This window comes from Mycobacterium sp. 852013-50091_SCH5140682 (assembly GCF_001665685.1).
Classification (GTDB): Bacteria; Actinomycetota; Actinomycetes; order Mycobacteriales; family Mycobacteriaceae; genus Mycobacterium.
Genome location: NZ_LZTB01000012.1, coordinates 48,528 through 67,237, shown reverse-complemented (window position 1 = coordinate 67,237; position 18,710 = coordinate 48,528). Strand labels below are relative to the sequence as shown.

General features: G+C 65.7%; 21 protein-coding genes. 9 read left to right on the top strand and 12 right to left on the bottom strand.

Features of this window, described 5'->3' with window-relative positions:
• Positions 1–24: 24 nt before the first annotated feature.
• The 5 genes from sigM (at position 25) to A5784_RS05085 (ending at position 4,055) form a co-directional block, all read left to right on the top strand.
• Positions 25–669 carry an RNA polymerase sigma factor SigM gene (gene sigM / locus A5784_RS05105; RefSeq protein ID WP_064942948.1) on the top strand — a complete coding sequence of 215 codons (645 nt, stop codon included), beginning with the start codon at positions 25–27 and terminating at the stop codon, positions 667–669.
• Positions 620–1,348 carry an RsmA family anti-sigma factor gene (locus A5784_RS05100; protein WP_064942947.1) on the top strand — a complete coding sequence of 243 codons (729 nt, stop codon included), beginning with the start codon at positions 620–622 and terminating at the stop codon, positions 1,346–1,348. The genes sigM and A5784_RS05100 overlap by 50 nt, the downstream gene beginning before the upstream one ends.
• Before the next feature lie 84 nt (positions 1,349–1,432).
• Positions 1,433–2,368 carry a thioredoxin-disulfide reductase gene (trxB, locus tag A5784_RS05095; RefSeq protein ID WP_064942945.1) on the top strand — a complete coding sequence of 312 codons (936 nt, stop codon included), beginning with the start codon at positions 1,433–1,435 and terminating at the stop codon, positions 2,366–2,368.
• 34 nt (positions 2,369–2,402) lie between these two features.
• A complete protein-coding gene (gene trxA, locus A5784_RS05090; RefSeq protein WP_064942944.1) occupies positions 2,403–2,735 on the top strand; it encodes a thioredoxin in 333 nt (110 codons plus the stop codon).
• A 129-nt stretch (positions 2,736–2,864) separates the two neighbouring features.
• Positions 2,865–4,055 carry an N-acetylmuramoyl-L-alanine amidase gene (locus A5784_RS05085; RefSeq protein WP_064942942.1) on the top strand — a complete coding sequence of 397 codons (1,191 nt, stop codon included), beginning with the start codon at positions 2,865–2,867 and terminating at the stop codon, positions 4,053–4,055.
• Between the two features lie 14 nt (positions 4,056–4,069).
• Here A5784_RS05085 and A5784_RS05080 read toward each other — a convergent pair whose 3' ends face one another.
• Entirely contained in the window at positions 4,070–5,266 is a 1,197-nt protein-coding gene (locus A5784_RS05080; protein ID WP_082944662.1) for an AfsR/SARP family transcriptional regulator, read from the bottom strand.
• Positions 5,263–7,077, bottom strand: coding sequence for a bifunctional serine/threonine-protein kinase/transporter substrate-binding domain-containing protein (locus A5784_RS05075; RefSeq protein ID WP_082944661.1), 1,815 nt, complete (start codon positions 7,075–7,077; stop codon positions 5,263–5,265). Before A5784_RS05075 ends, A5784_RS05080 begins: the two co-directional genes overlap by 4 nt.
• A 210-nt stretch (positions 7,078–7,287) precedes the next feature.
• On the opposite strand from A5784_RS05075, the gene A5784_RS39590 reads away from it, so the two are divergent.
• The 3 genes from A5784_RS39590 to A5784_RS05065 are packed head-to-tail and all read left to right on the top strand — an operon-like array spanning position 7,288 to position 9,782.
• Entirely contained in the window at positions 7,288–7,416 is a 129-nt protein-coding gene (locus A5784_RS39590; protein WP_286159411.1) for a hypothetical protein, read from the top strand.
• Between the two features lie 12 nt (positions 7,417–7,428).
• Positions 7,429–8,526 (top strand): tetratricopeptide repeat protein, encoded by a 1,098-nt coding sequence (locus A5784_RS05070; RefSeq protein WP_064942939.1) that lies wholly within the window; start codon positions 7,429–7,431, stop codon positions 8,524–8,526.
• The gene (locus tag A5784_RS05065; protein ID WP_064942937.1) at positions 8,523–9,782 is read left to right on the top strand and encodes an MFS transporter; all 1,260 of its coding nucleotides are present in this window, start codon (positions 8,523–8,525) and stop codon (positions 9,780–9,782) included. The genes A5784_RS05070 and A5784_RS05065 overlap by 4 nt, the downstream gene beginning before the upstream one ends.
• A gap of 7 nt (positions 9,783–9,789) precedes the next feature.
• Here A5784_RS05065 and A5784_RS05060 read toward each other — a convergent pair whose 3' ends face one another.
• The 10 genes from A5784_RS05060 to rpmH all read right to left on the bottom strand — a co-directional run bounded on the left by A5784_RS05060 (position 9,790) and on the right by rpmH (position 16,431).
• The gene (locus A5784_RS05060; RefSeq protein WP_064942935.1) at positions 9,790–10,083 is read right to left on the bottom strand and encodes a putative quinol monooxygenase; all 294 of its coding nucleotides are present in this window, start codon (positions 10,081–10,083) and stop codon (positions 9,790–9,792) included.
• A 138-nt stretch (positions 10,084–10,221) separates the two neighbouring features.
• Positions 10,222–11,010: a hypothetical protein gene (locus tag A5784_RS05055; protein WP_064942933.1), complete on the bottom strand. Its 789-nt coding sequence runs from the start codon at positions 11,008–11,010 to the stop codon at positions 10,222–10,224.
• 228 nt (positions 11,011–11,238) lie between these two features.
• A complete protein-coding gene (locus tag A5784_RS05050) occupies positions 11,239–12,240 on the bottom strand; it encodes a ParB/RepB/Spo0J family partition protein (protein ID WP_064942976.1) in 1,002 nt (333 codons plus the stop codon).
• Between the two features lie 52 nt (positions 12,241–12,292).
• The gene (locus A5784_RS05045; RefSeq protein WP_064942931.1) at positions 12,293–13,267 is read right to left on the bottom strand and encodes a ParA family protein; all 975 of its coding nucleotides are present in this window, start codon (positions 13,265–13,267) and stop codon (positions 12,293–12,295) included.
• Positions 13,264–13,938 (bottom strand): 16S rRNA (guanine(527)-N(7))-methyltransferase RsmG, encoded by a 675-nt coding sequence (gene rsmG / locus A5784_RS05040; protein ID WP_064942975.1) that lies wholly within the window; start codon positions 13,936–13,938, stop codon positions 13,264–13,266. Before rsmG ends, A5784_RS05045 begins: the two co-directional genes overlap by 4 nt.
• Positions 13,939–13,998: 60 nt before the next feature.
• A complete protein-coding gene (locus A5784_RS05035) occupies positions 13,999–14,535 on the bottom strand; it encodes a Jag family protein (RefSeq protein WP_064942930.1) in 537 nt (178 codons plus the stop codon).
• Positions 14,536–14,571: 36 nt separating this feature from the next.
• Positions 14,572–15,657, bottom strand: a complete 1,086-nt coding sequence (gene yidC / locus A5784_RS05030; protein ID WP_502687493.1) for a membrane protein insertase YidC — start codon at positions 15,655–15,657, stop codon at positions 14,572–14,574.
• Positions 15,632–15,916, bottom strand: coding sequence for a membrane protein insertion efficiency factor YidD (gene yidD, locus A5784_RS37375; protein WP_082944660.1), 285 nt, complete (start codon positions 15,914–15,916; stop codon positions 15,632–15,634). The genes yidC and yidD overlap by 26 nt, the downstream gene beginning before the upstream one ends.
• On the bottom strand, positions 15,913–16,266 hold the full coding sequence (rnpA, locus tag A5784_RS05025) for a ribonuclease P protein component (protein WP_064942926.1): 354 nt from the start codon (positions 16,264–16,266) through the stop codon (positions 15,913–15,915). Before rnpA ends, yidD begins: the two co-directional genes overlap by 4 nt.
• A gap of 21 nt (positions 16,267–16,287) precedes the next feature.
• Entirely contained in the window at positions 16,288–16,431 is a 144-nt protein-coding gene (gene rpmH, locus A5784_RS37370; protein WP_082944659.1) for a 50S ribosomal protein L34, read from the bottom strand.
• Positions 16,432–16,931: 500 nt separating this feature from the next.
• Between rpmH and dnaA the strand changes: the two genes are divergently transcribed.
• A complete protein-coding gene (gene dnaA / locus A5784_RS05020) occupies positions 16,932–18,386 on the top strand; it encodes a chromosomal replication initiator protein DnaA (RefSeq protein ID WP_064942924.1) in 1,455 nt (484 codons plus the stop codon).
• Positions 18,387–18,710 lie beyond the last annotated feature (324 nt).

The following is an 18,710-nucleotide window of genomic DNA, read 5'->3' as shown; positions in this document are numbered from 1 at the left end:
TTCGGCAGCCCTTAGTGTTCGGCTGTGGGAAGGTTCGGGGGGACCGGGGATCCGGCAGCACCAGCGTCAGCGGGCGCCGGGACGCGTACGGATGCCGAGCTGCTCGCGGCCCACGTCTCCGGGGATCGCTACGCGTTCGAGGAATTGGTCCATCGCTATCACCGGCAGCTGCGCCGGCTGGCGTACCTGACCAGCCGCCACGACGACGATGCCGATGACGCCGTGCAGGACGCCCTGCTGTCGGCGCATCGCACCGCGGCATCGTTCCGGTACGACTCCGCGGTGAGCAGCTGGCTGTACCGGATCGTGGTCAACGCCTGCCTGGACCGGCTGCGGCGGGCCAAGGCTCAGCCTGCCGCGACGCCCTATGATGCCGAACTCGGTCATCTGCGGGATCCCGCAGGCGACCCGGCACACCGCGTCGACACCGCGATCGTGGTGGAACGCGCACTGCTGATGCTTCCCGTCGAGCAGCGGGCCGCGATCGTCGCGGTGGACATGCAGGGCTACTCGGTGGCCGAGACGGCCGAGTTGCTCGGCGTCGCCGAGGGCACCGTGAAGAGCCGTTGTGCGCGCGGCCGGGCCAAACTCGCCCGCTCGCTGCGATACTTTGATCCCGATGAACGGCAGCACGCACCCAGCGCCGTCAGACGAGCCGATCACACCTGACCGGCTCGCCGAACTACAGGCCGGGCTGCTCGACGACACCACCGCCGCCCGCCTGCGCCACCGCGTGCGCACTGATCCCGAAGCGGCGGCCATGCTGGCCGCCCTGGACCGCGTGCGACGCGACGTCGCGGAGTTGGCCGACGACGGACAGACCGCGCCGCCGGTGCCCCCCGACGTCACCGCCCGTCTCACCGCGGCGCTGCGGGCCGCTCCCCCACCCGAGCACGCCATGAACCGGGGTGCGCGACGGGCACGCCGGGCCGCCGCCGTCGCGGGTGCGTGCGCGGCGCTGCTCGCTGTCGGTCTGGGCAGCGTCATGCTGATGCGTCCCGATCCGCCATCTGCGGCAACCACGGCCCGCTTCGAACGGATCACGGTGACCCCGCCGCAGCCCACGGTCGACCTACCCGAGCCACAGTTGCTCGGCCTGCTGGCCGCCCGGCCCGATCTCGGGCCGCTGACCGACCCCGAGCGCCGCGCGCAGTGCCTGGCGGCGCTGGGTTACCCGCCGGGGATCAAGGTGCTCGGTGGCCGACCGCAGGATGTCGGCGGCCGGCGCGGTGTACTGATCCTGGTTCCCTCCGACGTCCCTGGCGCGGTGGTGGGCCTGGTGGTGGCCCCCGATTGCGACGGCGCACACGCCGGGTTGCTCGCGGACACCGTGGTCAAACGCCCGTAGTCTGTCCCACGAGTTAGCCGGGAACAGCCCGGCCTAGGCTGGCGTTACACGCATGCCGAGCCAAGATCCGGCAGAAAGGCCGATATGACCACCTCAGAGACCGTCCACGACGTCATCATCATCGGATCGGGTCCTGCCGGTTACACCGCTGCCGTGTATGCCGCCCGCGCCCAGCTCAAGCCGCTGGTGTTCGAGGGCACGCAGTTCGGCGGTGCGCTGATGACCACCACCGAGGTGGAAAACTATCCCGGCTTCCGCGAGGGCATCACCGGCCCCGAGCTGATGGACCAGATGCGTGAGCAGGCGCTGCGCTTCGGGGCCGATCTGCGGATGGAGGACGTCGACGCGGTCGACCTCAGCGGTCCCGTGAAGACGGTCACCGTCGGTGACGAGACCCATCAGGCCCGTTCGGTGATCCTGGCGATGGGTGCCGCGGCGCGCCACCTCGGGGTCCCCGGCGAGGAGGCTCTGACCGGCATGGGCGTGAGCACCTGCGCGACGTGTGACGGCTTTTTCTTCCGCGACGAGGACATCGTCGTGGTCGGTGGCGGCGATTCGGCGATGGAGGAGGCGACGTTCCTCACCCGGTTCGCCCGCAGTGTCACACTCATCCACCGCCGCGACGAGTTCCGCGCATCCAAGATCATGCTCGAGCGGGCCCGGGCCAACGAGAAGATCACGTTCCTGACCAACACCGAGATCACCGAGATCGAGGGTTCGCCGAAGGTCACCGGTGTGCGCCTGCGCGACACCGTGACCGGCGAGGAGTCCAAGCTTGCCGTCACCGGCGTGTTCGTGGCGATCGGCCACGATCCGCGCTCGGAGCTGGTGCGCGGGCAGATCGACCTCGACGACGAGGGTTATGTGCTGACCGTGGGTCGCACCACCGCGACGTCGGTCGACGGCGTGTTCGCCGCGGGTGACCTTGTGGACCACACCTACCGCCAGGCCATCACGGCCGCGGGCAGCGGCTGTTCGGCGGCTATCGACACCGAACGCTGGCTGGCTGACAACGACTGAGCCCGAACACCTTTCGATCGACAGGAGAGAGACCATGAGTGAGGACAGCGCAACCGTAGCGGTCACCGACGATTCGTTCTCCGACGATGTCCTGACCAGCAGCACGCCGGTGCTGGTGGATTTCTGGGCGACCTGGTGCGGGCCATGCAAGATGGTCGCGCCGGTGCTCGAGGAGATCGCGTCGGAGAAGGCCGGTGAGTTGACGGTGGCCAAGCTCGACGTGGACGCCAACCCGGCCACTGCGCGAGACTTCCAGGTCGTCTCGATCCCGACGATGATCCTGTTCAAGGACGGCGCCCCGGTCAAGCGCATCGTGGGAGCCAAGGGCAAGGCCGCGCTGCTGCGCGAACTCGCCGACGCGCTCTGACGCTGCGTTAACGGATGGTTAGACCCGTGCCGGATTCGCCTGGCGTTTTCCGGTATGTGGTCGAAATCTGAGACAATGCTGGCTGGTCAGTTTCGGCAACCCGCCGAAAACCAGCCTGGAGGGGCCCGTATGTCGAGTCTGCGTCACGGCGACCGTGGCGGTGCGGTCACCGAGATCCGGGAAGCGCTCACGTCGCTGGGTCTCATCGACAACCCTGACGCCGATCTGAACACCGGCAGGCACGTCGCACTGGATGTGTTCGATGACGAACTCGACCAAGCGGTACGTGCCTTCCAGCAGCATCGTGGTCTGTTGGTGGACGGCATCGTCGGCGAGGCGACATACCGCGCACTGCGGGAGGCGTCCTACCGGCTGGGTGCGCGCACGCTCACCCACCAGTTCGGTGCGCCGATGTACGGCGACGACGTCGCGACGCTGCAGGCCCGACTGCAGGACCTGGGGTTCTACACCGGGATGGTCGACGGCCACTTCGGTCTGCAGACCCACAACGCCCTCTCGTCCTACCAGCGGGAGTACGGGCTCTACCCCGACGGCATCTGCGGTCCGGAAACCCTTCGCTCGCTGTACTTCCTGGGATCCCGCGTCACCGGTGGCTCACCGCACGCGATCCGCGAGGAGGAGCTCGTCCGCCGGTCGGGGCCACGGCTGTCCGGCAAGCGGGTCATCATCGATCCGGGCCGCGGTGGCTCTGACCACGGCATGATCATGAACGGTCCGGAAGGGCCGATCAGTGAAGCAGACATCCTGTGGGACTTGGCAAGTCGGCTCGAAGGCCGGATGACGGCCATCGGCATGGACACCTTTACGTCCCGCCCGGCCGGGCACAGTCCGCTCGATGCGGAGCGCGCGGCGACGGCCAACACCGTCGGCGCCGATCTGATGATCAGCCTGCGCTGCGCCACCCAACTCAGTCCCTCCGCCAACGGGGTCGCGTCCTTCCATTTCGGGAACTCGCACGGTTCGGTGTCGACCATCGGTCGCAACCTGGCCGATTTCATCCAGCGGGAAGTGGTGGCCCGCACCGGGTTACGCGACTGCCGTACGCACGGTCGAACGTGGGATCTGCTTCGGCTGACCCGGATGCCCACGGTTCAGGTGGATGTCGGCTACATCACCAATCCGCGTGACCGCAATCTGCTGGTCTCCACCGCCACCCGCGACGCCATCGCCGAGGGCATCCTCGCCGCGGTCAAGCGTCTGTATCTGCTGGGCAAGAACGACCGGCCCACAGGCACATTCACGTTCGCAGAGCTGCTGGCCCACGAGCTGTCGGTCGAGCAGACTCCGCGCGGCGCGTAACCGTCCGGGGCTCGTCAGCACCTCGGCGGATCGTCGGGCGCGATATCGAACGTGAATTGTTGGTCGCCGACGCGGATGACGTCTCCGCTCACCAGGGTCTCGCTGGGGTGGATCCGTCGATCCCGCACGTACACACCATTTTTCGAGTTCAGGTCGGCGATCACGAAGCTGTTGCCCGTCTCGATGATCGCGGCGTGGTGGCGGCTGACCCTGGCATCGGCAAGAACGATGTTGTTGTCGGGGCTGCGCCCGATCCGAGTACTCAAGGCGCACAACGGATGCACGCACCCGTCAGCACCCCGTAACACAGGGCCCTTCGGACGTTCGGTCACCGCAGTGTCCTGCTCATGGAAGGCCTCGATCGTCTCGTCCGCATGCAATTGAGCAGCCTTCGCCGGATCGAGCGGCTGTTGGCGTAGCACTTGCACATACAGCGCTTGCACAACAGGGCCGGGATCGATGCCGAGGCCTTCGTCGAGTGCCGTCCGCAATCGGTGATATGCGTCGAGCGCATCGGATTGTCGTTGGGCCAGATAGTAAGCCGTGATGAGTTGCGCCCACAGCGGCTCGCGATAGGGATGCTCACACGCCAGCGCCTCGAGTTCATTGATGACCAAACCAACGCGACCACAAGCGATTTCGGCCTCCGCGCGGGCGATGTGCGTCATGAGCTTCTCCTCGGCGAGCGCGGTCGCGAAGGCCTCGAAGAAGCTGAATGCGCGGAGATCGTCGAGAACAGGCCCACGCCACTGCGACAGCGCGACTGACAGGTGTTCGCTGGCCTGCTCGAACTGCCCGCCGGCCAGCGCGCGCACGCCCATCCCCCGCGCGATGACGAAACGCCCGACATCACAGTCGTCGTCGAGCACAGACAGGCGATAACCCGGCGGTGTCCTGGCCAGCACCGCGTGCGTGTCGATGCCCGGGCCGCCCATCACGCCACGCAGATTGGACACGTAGGTGTGCAGCGCCGCCCGCGCGCCCGGATGCGCGGCATCGCCCCACACCGCGCTGATCAGTTCATCGATCCCGACTGCCCGGTTGCGATGAATGACCAGCATCGCGAGCACCGCGCGCTGCTTGTGCGAGCCGAGCGGCACCACCCTGCCGTCGACGCTCATCTCGCACGGTCCGAGAATGCCGACTTGAATAGCGCTCTGCGCCACCGCTTTTCCTGATGGACCCGCTGGAATGACAGGGTGTTCGGTCATGCAGTGGCACCGTCGATCACGGGTTTGTCGATCATGCCGCTCTCAATTCCCCACTTCGCGGCGATGGTTCGGTACTCGCCGGTTTGCATCAGGTGCTGCAGGGCCCGCAGCAGCGGCTCCGACAGGCCTGAGCCCTTACCGATGGTCCAGCCGTATGGCGCGACGTCAGTGACGACGCCTGCCGGCACGAGCCTGCCGGTACTGAGCTTGATCGCAAATGCGGTGGCCGGCGAATCGGCGGCCATCGCGTCGATCTGACCGTTGATCAACGCCGCGGTCAGTTCGTTGTGCAGCGTGAAGACCACCTTTTCGATCGGTTTGAGTCCGGTCGCCACGCACGCATCACTTTTCGCCGGGATCTGGTCGGTTGCCTGCAGACTGCCCGACTGCACCCCCACCTTGAGCCCGCACGCGGCGTTGGGGTCGATCGGCGGGCCGGCCCGTTGCGCCCACAAGGTGCCCGCCTGGAAGTACGTGACGAAATCGACCGCATGTTCGCGCTCGCGGGTATCGGTGATCGCCGACGCCCCTACCGTGAGAGTCCCGCGCTGCACTTCGGGAATGATGTCTTCGAACGCGGCCACATCCCGGTACTCCGGAATCACCCCGAGTGTCCGGGCGACCGCGTTCATCAGGTCGACATCGAAACCGACGATCTGTCCGGCCGAGTTCTTGAACTCCAGCGGCGCGTAGGGAACCTCGACGCCGATCACCAACCGGCCCGCACTCTTGATTCCCGCAGGCAACGTGGCCGCGATCTCGGGCACAACCCCGTCGGATTCGGCCGCGAGGTTCGGCGGAGTTCCGCCGCCGGCCCTGCCCGATCCGCCCCACCAGTGCAGGACTCCGAGCACGATGGCCGACACCAACAACACGGCAGCCGCGCCGGTCAGCACGCGCCGCCGCACGGGATTCGTCCGATCCGGCTCGAGGGCAGGCCGTTCTGCCGCGCTGTGGCGCGCCTGCAGCCGTCGCAGCTGCTCCCCCAGCTCGGCCGCGGTAGGCCTCGCCCCGGGGTCCCGGGCCATCGCCCGCGCCACCACTTCAGCCACCTCAGCGGGCACGCCATGCCTGCCGAGATCAGGTTCCGGCCCGGTGGTGATCCGCACAAATTGCGCTACGACCTGTTCACCGTCGAGCCGTTCGAATGCGGCATGACCCGTCAGCGCCGTGAACAATGTCGCGCCGAGCCCGTACACATCGGAGGCCGGGCCGGCGCATTGACCGGACAGCACCTCGGGCGCGGTGTAGGCCGGCGAGCCCGTGAACACGCCGGTGGCCGTCTCGAACCCGCCGGCGAAGTGGGCGATACCGAAATCGCTCAACGCAGGCTCTCCGTAATCGGTGAGCAGGATGTTGGCCGGTTTCACATCTCGGTGGACGATGTCCTGCCGGTGTGCGCAGTCGAGCGCCCCCGCCAGCTTCACGCCGATGTGCAGGACGTCGTCGAGGGCTACGACCCCGTCCTGAAAGATCCGCGCGTGCAATGAGCCTCGCGGGTAGAAGGGCATCACCAGAAACGGATGGCCCCGATCGGTCTGGCCCACCTGGAGCACCGGAACGATGTTGGGGTGCCCCGTGAGCCGCGCCATCGCCTGCTGTTCACGGATGAATCGGGGGCGGTTGTCCTCCAGGTCAGCGGTCAACACCTTGACCGCGACGACCCGATCCAATTCGGTCTGCACGCAGCGGTACACCACCCCGAAACCGCCCCGGCCGATCTGCCTGGCCCGCTCGAAACCAGCCGCGGCCAGCAAAGCCGGCAGCGGATCGCCCTCATCACGCTGCGTCGTAAACAGATCACCCACCATCGCCCGCACGACCTGCCTCTTGAGTCAGACATCAATGATCACCTACGTCCTCGACCGGCGCATGGGCATTGACCTCGGCTATCGCGAGGCGGGGCGCGCTCGGCAACCTGTGCATTTGAGGAGTCCTTGAGGTCGCTGCGCGATCGTATTGCCGTCGTCGCGGGGATCCCGAGATGACGGCATCACCCACATCAACAAGGAGCAGGAATCATGAATGCGATCAGCAGCCTGGCGACCGTCCGACCGAGGCGGGCCCTCGTCAACAACCACACCCTGACCACCACTCGCCCACGTCGGTCGTTGACCCAGAACCACAGCCTGGTCACCGCTCGGATCTGACGGACGAGACCGATGACTGAATCCGGGCCGGCAGGTCTGGCGGTAGCGCAGCATGACGCCACACTGGCTGCGTTGGCGGGTGGACGACTGCATGACGCGCGCTTACTGGGCGTCGCAGCGGTCGACGCCGCAATTGCAGCTTTCGGCCCGGATTCACCTGATCTCGCCAATGTGATCCTGACGTGCGCCGACATCGAGGAAGCCGCAGGGGATTTCGTGGCTGCCCAGGCGCTGGCGGAGCGGGCCGCCGGGATCGCGGAGCCGCTGGCCCACACCTGTGACGCGGCGCTGATGGCGTTGTGGGTGGACATCGAAGTCGCGTGCGCTCGAATGTTGTTGCACCGTGGGGCTTTCGAGCTTACCGATACGAGATTGGCTGCCGCGCTGCGGATCTCCCGCCGGACACTGAGCGCCGACGATCCCGCAGTGCTCTCGATTCACAACCTGCGCGGTGTCACGGCGAAGTACCGCGGTCAGTTCGACGATGCAGCAACACATTACGAGCGCGTTCGAATCGTGTTGGATGTCGACCCCGTCGCCGACAAGCAGGCGCTGGCGGTGCTGCTGCACAACCTCGGCGGCCTCGACCATGCCCGGGGGCGTGTGGTCGACGGGTTGGTCCACGCTCAGCGTGGCCTCGGGCTGCGCATCGACGCCGTCGGCGAGGACCATCCCGACGTGGCTTGTGATTTGACCGCGATCGGTGCGCTGCACCATGACTCCGGTGATCCAACGGCCGCCGTATCGTGCCACCGGCGAGCCCTGCGAATCTTCGAAAACGCTTTGGGCGCTGAGCATTACGAAGTGGGGATGACGTGTGCGAACCTGGCGGTCAGCACTGCGGCGACTGACTCCGCCGAGGCTCGGCGGCTCTACGAACGCGCCTTGCGGATCTTGCAGTCCACGCTCGGGCCGACCCATCCCGACGTCGCGCTCGTTCAGCACAATCTGGCTGTGCTGCTGGCCGGCGAGGGTGACGTCGACGCCGCACGACACCTGCTGGACCAGGCGGAGGTGGCGTTGAGTGCGAACCTGCCGCCGGAGCATCCGCGCCGACGCGATCTGCACGCGACCATCGAAGAACTCTCGTTGCAAAGGAACGAGCGATGACCCAGACAACTGTCGAGAGCGCCCAATCGGTTCGATTGATTCCTCGGCTGCCACGGGCGGCGATCATCATCCTTGCCGGTGATGCCTTGTCCGCGTTGGGATCCGGTATGTCGCTACCGTTCATGCTGGTGTACCTGCACCAGGTGCGTGGCATCGCTATCGACACCGCTGCGCTGGCGCTGTCCAGCGTCGCCCTCGCGTCGTTCGTCGGCAATCCGGTCGGCGGGTTCCTCAGCGACCGTTTCGGACCACGGCCCGCGCTGCTGGTCGGCTTGGTGTTCTCGGCGGCCGGTGCGGCGACACTCGGGTGGGTCACGTGCGTACCGGTGGCGTTCCTGGCGGCGGTGCTGCTCGGGCTCGGCAATTCGATCTCTTGGCCTGCCTTCGACGCGCTCTTGGCCACCGTCGTCACGACCGCACAGCGATCCGCGGTGTTCGCGGTGCGCCACGCCACCCTCAACGCAGGAATCGCGGTCGGTGCCCTGGTCGCCGGTCTCGTCGTCGACATGACCCGCCCGGCGACCTTCCAACTCATCTATCTCATCGACGCCGCGACATTCTTGCTGTTCATCCCGCTACTGCTGCTCGTCTCCGTGCCCTCGAGCGCGGCGTCACCACCGGCGGAACACGGCAGCCCCGGCTACGGGGCGGTACTGCGGGACCGGTTGTTCCTGTCCGTAGTCGGACTGTCCGCGTTGGTGGTGATGATCGGCTTCTCGCAGTATCACGCCGCGTTCCCCGGCTGGGCCACCCGTGATCACGGCATCCCGGCGAGCGCACTCGGCATCTGTTTCGCCGCCAACGCCGCGACGGTCGTGGTGCTGCAGCTGCCGGTACTGCGCGCCCTCGCCGGTCGTACCCGCACCGCAGCGATCGCCATCGCCTGTACGAGTTGGGCGCTCGCGTGGACGTTGGCCTTGGTATCCGGACACGCGGGCAGTGGATGGCAGGCGATCGGGGGATTTGTCGCGACTATGGTGGTGTTCGGTATCGCCGAGACAACTCTGGCCCCGACGCTGACAGCGATCGTGAATGACCTTGCGCCCGAGGATCTTCGCGGGCGGTACAACGCGGTATCCGCACTCGGCTGGACCACGGGATTCTTCGTCGGCCCGGCTTTGACCGGGGTGGCTCTCGGCACCAACCATGGCACCGCTCTGATGGCGCTGCTGATCGTCACAAGCCTGCTGGGCGCATTCTGGGCCACCCGTCTGGGCCGGGGCCTGCCCACGTCCGCGAACCGGATCGGGATGTAGGCCGGCGCTAACCGTCCGACAGCGACCGCGCTGCGGCGACGTCATACTCAGCCACCGACGCCGAAACTATTGCCGCCCTTTGATCGTCGCTCGGGCCGTCACCCCGGAACGTATCGACCGCCGATTGCGACGTCCACCTCTCGTAGATGTTGATTCGGCATGCGTCGAGCAGGTCGGCTGAGATGGCATAGTCCAGACCCCCGTCAGCGCGACGGGCTTGCTCGACGACACCGACACATCCGGCCAGGTACGACTCTCGCTGTCCGGGTCCGACGACTATGTGTCCTGAAACGATGATCACGCGTGTACTCCCCTGCTGAAGTCGCGCATATCGGCATATAGATAGACCGCGTAGAACAGCCGAACTCATCGACGACGAGACTGTCGATCACATCACCGACCAGTCATCCACGTGAAACCAACGCCACCGACCGTCCGGTCAGACCCACCTTTTGAGCGACGCCGACCAGGCGGCGTTCATGGAGGCGCCGGTCATCCCGGCTCCGATAGGCAGTTCGATGCGGGCGTTCTCGAGCAGCCGCTCCAGCGCGGCCTCCACCTCGGCCTTCCAGCCCAGGCCCTTGTCCAGCTCGAGCCGCAGCCGCGGGAAGTACGGATGGGGAGCCACGACAGAGAATCCGACATCCTGTAGGAAGTCCGATTCGATCATGCACTGGTCCACCGCGCAGTCCCCCAGCACTTCGACGACCGGTGCCAACTCGTCGGGTAGCGAGCCGCAGTCGCCCAATTCGGTAACGGCTTGGGTGTACCCGAACGCTTCCAGTGCGCGAACACCGCGTCGCACAAGGTCGTTCACCACCGCGGCGAGCAGACTTCCCGGCAGGCCTTCGGTACCCGTGCCGGATTCAACCGCGACGGCGGTCAACAACACCGCATCCGCGCTGACCGGTGCGGTGGGAAACAGGCGTGCCCGCGGCACCGCTCCGGGTGGTGCGTAGAACGCGTAACCCAGACACGGTTCGTCGCCGGTGATCGGAGGGCCGAACTCGCTGCCGTCATCAGGCGGCGACTCGACAGCGAGTTGGCCGCACGACCCCCACTCGAGCATGACCATGGACAGCCACGCTTCTTTCTCGAACTCGGGATCACTGAGATGATCGTCGCCGCGAAGCGTCGACGGATCCACCTCCCAGAAGACACACCGCCGTGCATGCTTCGGCAACTGCTCGAATCCCTCGAGCCGGAGCGGCGTGATACGTGCTGACACTAGACTCCCCGGGTTCCACACGATGCCGGTGTGCGCGGCGCACCCTCAAGGATAGGAGAGCTTGACGGCAACGGCGTAGTCCGCGACGAATCTTTCATTTTTCGTCGCCTTTCGAACGAATTCTGATGCAGCTCAATTGCTTTCCCGATTGCGCCCATTCGCACCGCCACGGCGCTTTCGTCATGTGTCACAGTGACGGAACGGCCGCGTGTGGTTGATCGTCGAGTTTCAGTGCTGTTCGGTGCTCATAATTTCGACAATCCGCTGCAAATCGTCGACCGACCCGAATTCGACGACGATCTTGCCCTTGCGTTTGCCGAGGCTCACCGTGACGCGGGTGTCGAATGTCGTCGACAGCCGGTCGGCAACATCCTGGAGGCCCGGCATCTGGATCGGCTTGCGGCGGGGCGCGGGTGGCGCGGTGCCGCCATCTCGGTTGGCGAGTGTGACGGCCTCTTCGGTGGCACGCACCGACAGGCCCTCGGCCACAATGCGCGCGGCGAGCTCCTCCTGCTTTTCCGGACCGCCCTCAAGCGCGAGAAGGGCGCGAGCATGACCGGCCGAGAGCACGCCGGCCGCCACCCGACGTTGCACGGCGATCGGCAGCCGCAGCAGACGGATCATGTTGGAGATCAGCGGACGGGACCGCCCGATCCTCGCGGCCAGTTCATCGTGGGTGACGCCGAATTCATCGAGCAGCTGTTGGTAGGCAGCGGCCTCTTCCAACGGGTTGAGTTGTACGCGGTGGATGTTCTCCAGGAGCGCGTCGCGCAGCATGCTGTCGTCGGCGGTCTCGCGGACGATCGCCGGAATCGCCGTGAGCTCAGCGATCTGTGCCGCCCGCCAGCGCCGCTCCCCCATCACCAGCTGGTAGCGCGTCGCGCCGTCGGTTTGCACGGCGCGCACGACGATCGGCTGCATCAGGCCGAATTCACGGATCGAGTGCACCAGCTCGTTGAGCGCTTCTTCGTCGAAGACCTGGCGGGGCTGGCGGGGATTGGGATCAATGAGGGCGGGATCGATCTCGCGGTACGTGGCGCCGACGCCGTCGATCTCAGCCTGTGGCGCTTCGGCCGACGGCGACGAAGCCGGCGGGCCGAGCAGAACGTCAGCGGCCGTCGCACCCATACGCGGACTCAGATGGTCGGTGCCGTCGTCGGCCGGTCCGGTCGGAATCAGCGACGCCAGACCCCGTCCGAGTCCACTGCGCTTCTTCGCCTGCTGATTCATCATTGTCTCCTGCTCATCGCTGCCAACTTGCCGACCTTCTCGCGTTGCCGCCCTACTGTGCGTCGGCCGGCGCTCCGCGTTCCGCGATTTCACGGCTCGCGTCCAGGTAGCTCAACGCCCCACGGGAACCCGGGTCGTAGTCGAGGATCGTCATCCCGTAGCCGGGCGCTTCCGACACCTTGACGCTGCGCGGGATCACCGTCTTGAGCACCTTGTTGCCGAAGTGCTCCCGAACGTCTTCGGCAACCTGGTCCGCCAACTTCGTCCGGCCGTCGTACATCGTCAGTATCACCGTGGACACCGACAGTTCCGGGTTGAGGTGAGCCTTGACCATCTCGATGTTGCGGAGCAACTGGCCCACGCCTTCCAGCGCGTAGTACTCGCACTGGATGGGGATAAGTACTTCCGGGGCCGCGACCAACGCATTGATGGTCAGCAGGCCCAGCGACGGCGGGCAGTCGATGAACACGTAGTCGAAGTTGTGCTGCTTGAGCTCAGTGAGAGCGGACCGGAGCCGTCCCTCGCGGGCGACCATGCTGACGAGTTCGATCTCGGCGCCGGCGAGATCGATGGTGGCGGGAATGCAGAAGAGACGCTCGTTGTGCGGGCTCTGCTGCAGCGCCTCGTTGACGGGGATGTCGCCGATCAACACCTCATACGAGGACGGTGTGCCGGGACGGTGTTCGATGCTCAGCGCCGTGCTGGCGTTGCCCTGCGGATCCAGATCGATCACCAGGGTGCGCAGTCCCTGTCGCGCGAGAGCCGCGGCGACGTTGACGGCGGTCGTGGTTTTTCCGACGCCGCCCTTCTGATTGGCGATGGTGAAGACTCGCTGACGCGCGGGTCGCGGGAGCTGTCCGTGCGGAATGTGCAGCAGGCGCGTCGCCCGCTCGGCCTCGACCGCGATGGGCGTGTCCATGCTGGTGTCCGCTGCCCAGTCGGAGCGATCGGCGCCGCCGAGTGTTTCACGTGAAACAACGTCGTCCTTGGCGGCCGCGGCCTTGTTCTGACCAGAACCCAACTTCATTTCCTGCCCGCTTTCCCCCGCGCCCCGCGCCGTGCGACGACGACGGTTACGGGTGGGTTCAAATAGCTCGCGCCACATCTCACTACCCTGGCATCCACTGCACCGACCGACCTCATCACACGCCGATGCTCCTCGATCTCGAGTTCGGCGCGCTCCCCCTTGATGGCGAGCATGCGGCCATCCTGTCGGAGCAGTGGCATGCCCCACCGACTCAGCTTGTCGAGCGAGGCGACTGCGCGGGACGTCACCACATCCATCTCCCCCACCTCGTCACGAACGACTCGATCCTCGGCACGACCACGGACCACCGCAACGTTCAAATCGAGATCGGCGATGACTTCATTGAGAAACTCGCTCCGACGCAACAGCGGTTCGATGAGCGTGACCGTCACGTCCTGCCGAGCCAGAGCCAACGGTATCCCCGGCAATCCGGCTCCGCTACCGATATCGGCGACCCGCTCACCGGCTGTCACAAGCTCGCCTACCGCGGAGCTGTTCAAGACGTGGCGTTCCCAGAGACGATCGATTTCGCGGGGTCCGATCAAACCCCATTCAACACCTGCCCCGGCGAGGATGGCGGTGTATTGCTCCGCCAACTCCAGCCGGTCGCCAAACACCTTGGCGGCAACTTCCGGCGCCGCGGGAACCGGGCCATGTTTCACGTGAAACATCCTCCGCACTCCCGCGGCGACGGGCTACTACACACGAACTACACCGATGTAACTAACGAGTCAGCCAAGCAACACAACGACGCGACGCGACGGCTCCACGCCCTCGCTCTCGCTGCGGACGCCCTCGACGGCCGCCACTGCGTCGTGCACGATCTTGCGTTCAAAGGGGGTCATGGGAGCCAGCTCTTCGCGCTCACCGGACTCCAGCACGCGACGGGCCACCTTGTCGCCGAGCGCCGCGAGCTCGTCGCGACGACGACGACGCCACCGCGCGATATCGAGCATCAGCCGACTGCGCTCACCGGTCTTCTGGTGGACGGCCAGGCGGGTCAGCTCCTGGAGCGCGTCGAGCACCTCGCCTTTGCGGCCGACCAACTTGCTCAGGTCCCCGCCGCCGTCGATGCTGACGACCGCGCGATCGCCTTCGACATCCAGATCAATGTCGCCGTCGAAGTCGAGCAGATCGAGCAGCTCCTCGAGATAGTCGCCGGCGATCTCGCCTTCGGCGACCAAGCGCTCTTCCAGATCGTCCGCCGACAGTGTCGCCTTCGAGGCCTCCGGCTCGACGCCGGCATCGGTGGTCTGTGAGTCGGTCATGTCAGTCTCTCCCTACTACTCGCCAGCCGGAGCTGGTCAACGCTTCCGCTTCTTGGGGCGCGCGCCGGGCTTCGGGGTACGACCGGCGGTATCCCCCGACCCCTCCACGGCGCTGCTGTCTCCCGTGCCCTCGGTCGATGCGGCAGGCGTGCTCTCCGCCTCGTCCTCATCGCCAGGATTCGACTGGGCCTTGCGCGGTCGGTTCGGCTTGGCTCCCGGCGCCGGCGCGTTGGCCGCCCGCCTCTCCATCGCCTCGACCTTCTTGGCTTCCTCTTCCTTCTCGATCATGCCGAACACGTAGTGCTGCTGGCCGAACGTCCAGATGTTGTTCGCGAACCAGTACAGGATGATCGCGAGCGGCAGGAACGGTCCGCCGGCGACGACGCCGAACGGGAACACGTAGAGGGCCAGCTTGTTCATCATCGCCGTCTGCGGGTTGGCAGCGGCCTCAGGGCTCTGCCGCGCAACCGAGGCCCGGCTGTTGAAGTAGGTCGCGATGCCCGCGAAGATCATGATGGGCACGCCCACCGCGATCACCGAGATCCGGTTGAACTCCGTGAAGGCGTCCAGACCCGTCTTCTGAATCATGGTCGCGCCCAACGGGGCACCGAACAAGTTGGCGTCGAGGAAGTTCGCCACGTCGGTCGGGCTGAACACGTAGTTGCCGGTGGCCCGATTCTCGGCGACGGTCATGTGCACCTGACCGAAGCCACCCTGGGTCCGGTTGAAGGACCGGAGCACGTGGAACAGTCCGAGGAACACCGGCACCTGAGCCAGCATCGGCAGACAGCCGAGGATCGGGTTGAACCCGTGCTCGCGCTGCAGCTTCTGCATCTCCAGCGCCATGCGCTGGCGGTCCTTGCCGTACTTCTTCTGCAGCGCTTTGATCTGCGGTTGCAGTTCCTGCATCTGCCGCGTCGTACGGATCTGCTTGACGAACGGCTTGTAGAGGATGGCGCGCAGGGTGAACACCAGGAACATCACCGACAGCGCCCAGGCGAAGAAGTTCTGCGGGCCGAGGACGAAGGCGAAGGCCTTGTACCAGACCCACATGATCGCCGACACCGGGTAATAGATGATGTCGAGGCTGAAGAAGTTAAACATAGGACTCGTTTCTGCCATCTCCGACGGCATCAGCGTTGCGGCGCTCAGGTATCGGATCCCATCCTCCCCGATGCCACGGGCCGCACTTCAGCAGCCGAACCGTGGCCAGCCAGCCACCGTAGAAGAGGCCGTACTCGGTGAGCGCGTCAACGGCGTACTGACTGCACGTCGGAGTGAATCGACACGTGGGCAGACGCAATGGGGAGATCATGTGCCGATACAGCTGGATCAAGAAGATCACTGCGCGGGCCGCACCCGCCCCTGCCCGCCGCATCATGAAGCAGTTCCGTGCCGCGCCACCCGCTCCAGCGCAGCAGTGAGTTGCCGTTCCAATCGTGACGAGAGCGCATCCCGGCAACTCGGCCGAGCTCGGATCACCACACGGTCCGTGGGCTCGAGGCGGGGCAGCACGGTACGGGCGGCGTGCCGCAGACGGCGCGCCACCCGATGACGTTCTACGGCGTTACCGACGGACTTGGAGACCACCAAACCGACACGTGGCCCACTGGGGTCCAGCTCGTCGCGCAACGCGTGCACGACCACATCGGGTTGTACTGCGCGCACGCCACGGCTGACGGTGACACTGAATTCCGCGGACCGCCTCATCCGGTTCTGAGCCGGAAGCACCGCGCTAGATCCTGCGTCGAATCACGCAGTGAGCGAGCGACGGCCCTTGCCACGGCGGCTGGAGACGATGGCGCGACCGGCACGGGTCCGCATACGCAGCCGGAACCCATGAACCCGCGCGCGGCGACGGTTGTTCGGCTGGAAGGTCCGCTTGCCCTTGGCCACGGCAATATCTCCTTGTTTCTATGTGGCATCCGCGACTCGCCGACCCGAAGTGTGTCGGAGAGGACGCGACTGCCCCTAATAAGCTTGTGGTGCGTCGTGTTCTACTTACCGGCGCAGACTCCGGGCGGACCAGGATCGCAGCCGTATCGCCACGTGCGGGCGACTGCTCGAGGGTACTGACGAGTTTTCGCTGGGTCAAACCTGCGATCAGCGGCCGGCCCCAATGTTGCAGAACGGTTGGCACGTCGAGCGAAAACTGTTAGCTTCTGCCAATACCGTTCGTAGCCGCCCCGCACCGGGACAGGCGCCAGACAGGAACCGAGGACGTCAACCAGCTGCCACTAGGTGAGCCACGGCTGCGACATCCTCCGCACAAGTCAACAGAAACGACGACGACTGTCCTTTTTCCACAACCTGTGGATAAATATGTGGACAGTTCGTCTTCGTTCTTTTGGTCGTCCGTGGCTGGACCTCCAGGACAGTAAAGGGGGTAACCGTCGATGACCGCTGACCCCGACCCACCCTTCGTCTCCATCTGGAACGACGTCGTCGCCGAACTCAATGGCGACACCACCCCTCAGCAAAGAGCCTGGCTGAAGCTCGTACAGCCGTTGGTCATCACTGAGGGGTTTGCTCTGCTGTCGGTGCCCACGCCGTTCGTCCAGAACGAAATCGAGCGTCACCTGCGGGAACCCATCGTTTCGGCGCTCAGCCGGCGACTCGGCCAACGCGTCGAGCTCGGCGTCCGCATCGCAACACCGAGCCCCTCGGACGAGACCGACATTTCCGACAGCCACCTCGAGCCCGCGCCGCCGGACATCGACGAGGTGGACGACGACCGCGCGGCCCGCGTCAACGTCGAGGAAAGCTGGCCCACCTACTTCAGCAATCCGCAGCCGAGCGCGGCCACGCCCGACGCCAATGCGGTCAACCTGAACCGGCGCTACACGTTCGACACGTTCGTCATCGGGGCGTCCAACCGGTTCGCCCATGCCGCGACCCTCGCCATCGCCGAGGCTCCCGCGCGGGCGTACAACCCGTTGTTCATCTGGGGTGAGTCCGGGCTTGGCAAGACCCATCTGCTGCACGCGGCGGGCAACTATGCCCAGCGTCTCTTCCCCGGCATGCGGGTGAAGTACGTCTCCACCGAGGAATTCACCAACGACTTCATCAACTCGCTGCGCGACGACCGCAAGGCGTCGTTCAAGCGCAGCTACCGCGACATCGACATCCTGCTCGTCGACGACATTCAGTTCATCGAGGGCAAGGAAGGTATCCAGGAAGAGTTCTTCCATACCTTCAACACGCTGCACAACGCGAACAAGCAGATCGTCATCTCCTCGGACCGGCCACCCAAACAGCTGGCCACGCTCGAGGACCGGCTGCGCACCCGCTTCGAGTGGGGCCTGATCACCGACGTGCAGCCCCCCGAGCTGGAAACCCGAATCGCGATTCTGCGCAAGAAAGCTCAGATGGACCGGCTCGACGTGCCCGGCGATGTTCTCGAACTCATCGCCAGCAGCATCGAACGCAACATCCGCGAGCTCGAGGGTGCCCTGATCCGCGTGACGGCGTTCGCCTCGCTGAACAAGACGCGTATCGACAAGTCACTGGCCGAGGTGGTGCTTCGCGACCTCATCGCCGATGCCACCACCATGCAGATCAGCACAGCGGCCATCATGGCGGCCACGGCGGAGTACTTCGAGACCACCGTGGAGGAGCTGCGCGGGCCCGGCAAGACCCGGGCGCTGGCGCAGTCCCGACAGATCGCCATGTACCTGTGCCGTGAACTCACGGACCTCTCCCTGCCCAAGATCGGGCAGGCCTTCGGGCGCGATCACACGACGGTGATGTACGCCGAGAAGAAGATCCGCGGCGAGATGGCCGAGCGACGCGAGGTTTTCGACCACGTGAAGGAACTCACCACGCGGATCCGCCAGCGCGCCAAGCGCTGACGCCCCGCTGCCCAACCCACCCCCGACACCCGCGGTGTCTTTGTGGGCTCAAGTTCTGTCTCACATCGTGGTCACGCATGCTCAGGATGCGACCGATCCGAACAACAACTTTTGTCACAGCTTGCGTCAGCGGTCACACTCGCACGCCCAAAATCCCTGTGGACAGCGCTGTGCACAACCTGCGGGCAAATCACAGGATTATCAGTGGAACAATCCACACGGCTCGAGTTCTCCACAGCGGCCCGGAACACCGAACCCGGGTGTCCACAGCCGACTCACACCGCGACACACCGGCGGTACTGGGCTTACACCGCTTCATCCCCA

Excerpts from the sequence above, each read along its gene's own strand:
- A5784_RS05050 (WP_064942976.1), bottom strand. The coding sequence starts at position 12,240 with ATGAATCAGCAGGCGAAGAAGCGCAGTGGACTCGGACGGGGTCTGGCG.
- trxB (WP_064942945.1), top strand. The coding sequence starts at position 1,433 with ATGACCACCTCAGAGACCGTCCACGACGTCATCATCATCGGATCGGGT.
- dnaA (WP_064942924.1), top strand. The coding sequence starts at position 16,932 with ATGACCGCTGACCCCGACCCACCCTTCGTCTCCATCTGGAACGACGTC.
- A5784_RS05075 (WP_082944661.1), bottom strand. The coding sequence starts at position 7,077 with ATGGTGGGTGATCTGTTTACGACGCAGCGTGATGAGGGCGATCCGCTG.
- A5784_RS39590 (WP_286159411.1), top strand. The coding sequence starts at position 7,288 with ATGAATGCGATCAGCAGCCTGGCGACCGTCCGACCGAGGCGGGCCCTC.
- A5784_RS05100 (WP_064942947.1), top strand. The coding sequence starts at position 620 with ATGAACGGCAGCACGCACCCAGCGCCGTCAGACGAGCCGATCACACCT.
- yidC (WP_502687493.1), bottom strand. The coding sequence starts at position 15,657 with ATGGCAGAAACGAGTCCTATGTTTAACTTCTTCAGCCTCGACATCATC.
- A5784_RS05080 (WP_082944662.1), bottom strand. The coding sequence starts at position 5,266 with ATGACCGAACACCCTGTCATTCCAGCGGGTCCATCAGGAAAAGCGGTG.
- A5784_RS05070 (WP_064942939.1), top strand. The coding sequence starts at position 7,429 with ATGACTGAATCCGGGCCGGCAGGTCTGGCGGTAGCGCAGCATGACGCC.
- A5784_RS05045 (WP_064942931.1), bottom strand. The coding sequence starts at position 13,267 with ATGAAGTTGGGTTCTGGTCAGAACAAGGCCGCGGCCGCCAAGGACGAC.
- yidD (WP_082944660.1), bottom strand. The coding sequence starts at position 15,916 with ATGATGCGGCGGGCAGGGGCGGGTGCGGCCCGCGCAGTGATCTTCTTG.
- rsmG (WP_064942975.1), bottom strand. The coding sequence starts at position 13,938 with ATGTTTCACGTGAAACATGGCCCGGTTCCCGCGGCGCCGGAAGTTGCC.
- A5784_RS05085 (WP_064942942.1), top strand. The coding sequence starts at position 2,865 with ATGTCGAGTCTGCGTCACGGCGACCGTGGCGGTGCGGTCACCGAGATC.
- A5784_RS05035 (WP_064942930.1), bottom strand. The coding sequence starts at position 14,535 with ATGACCGACTCACAGACCACCGATGCCGGCGTCGAGCCGGAGGCCTCG.
- A5784_RS05065 (WP_064942937.1), top strand. The coding sequence starts at position 8,523 with ATGACCCAGACAACTGTCGAGAGCGCCCAATCGGTTCGATTGATTCCT.
- trxA (WP_064942944.1), top strand. The coding sequence starts at position 2,403 with ATGAGTGAGGACAGCGCAACCGTAGCGGTCACCGACGATTCGTTCTCC.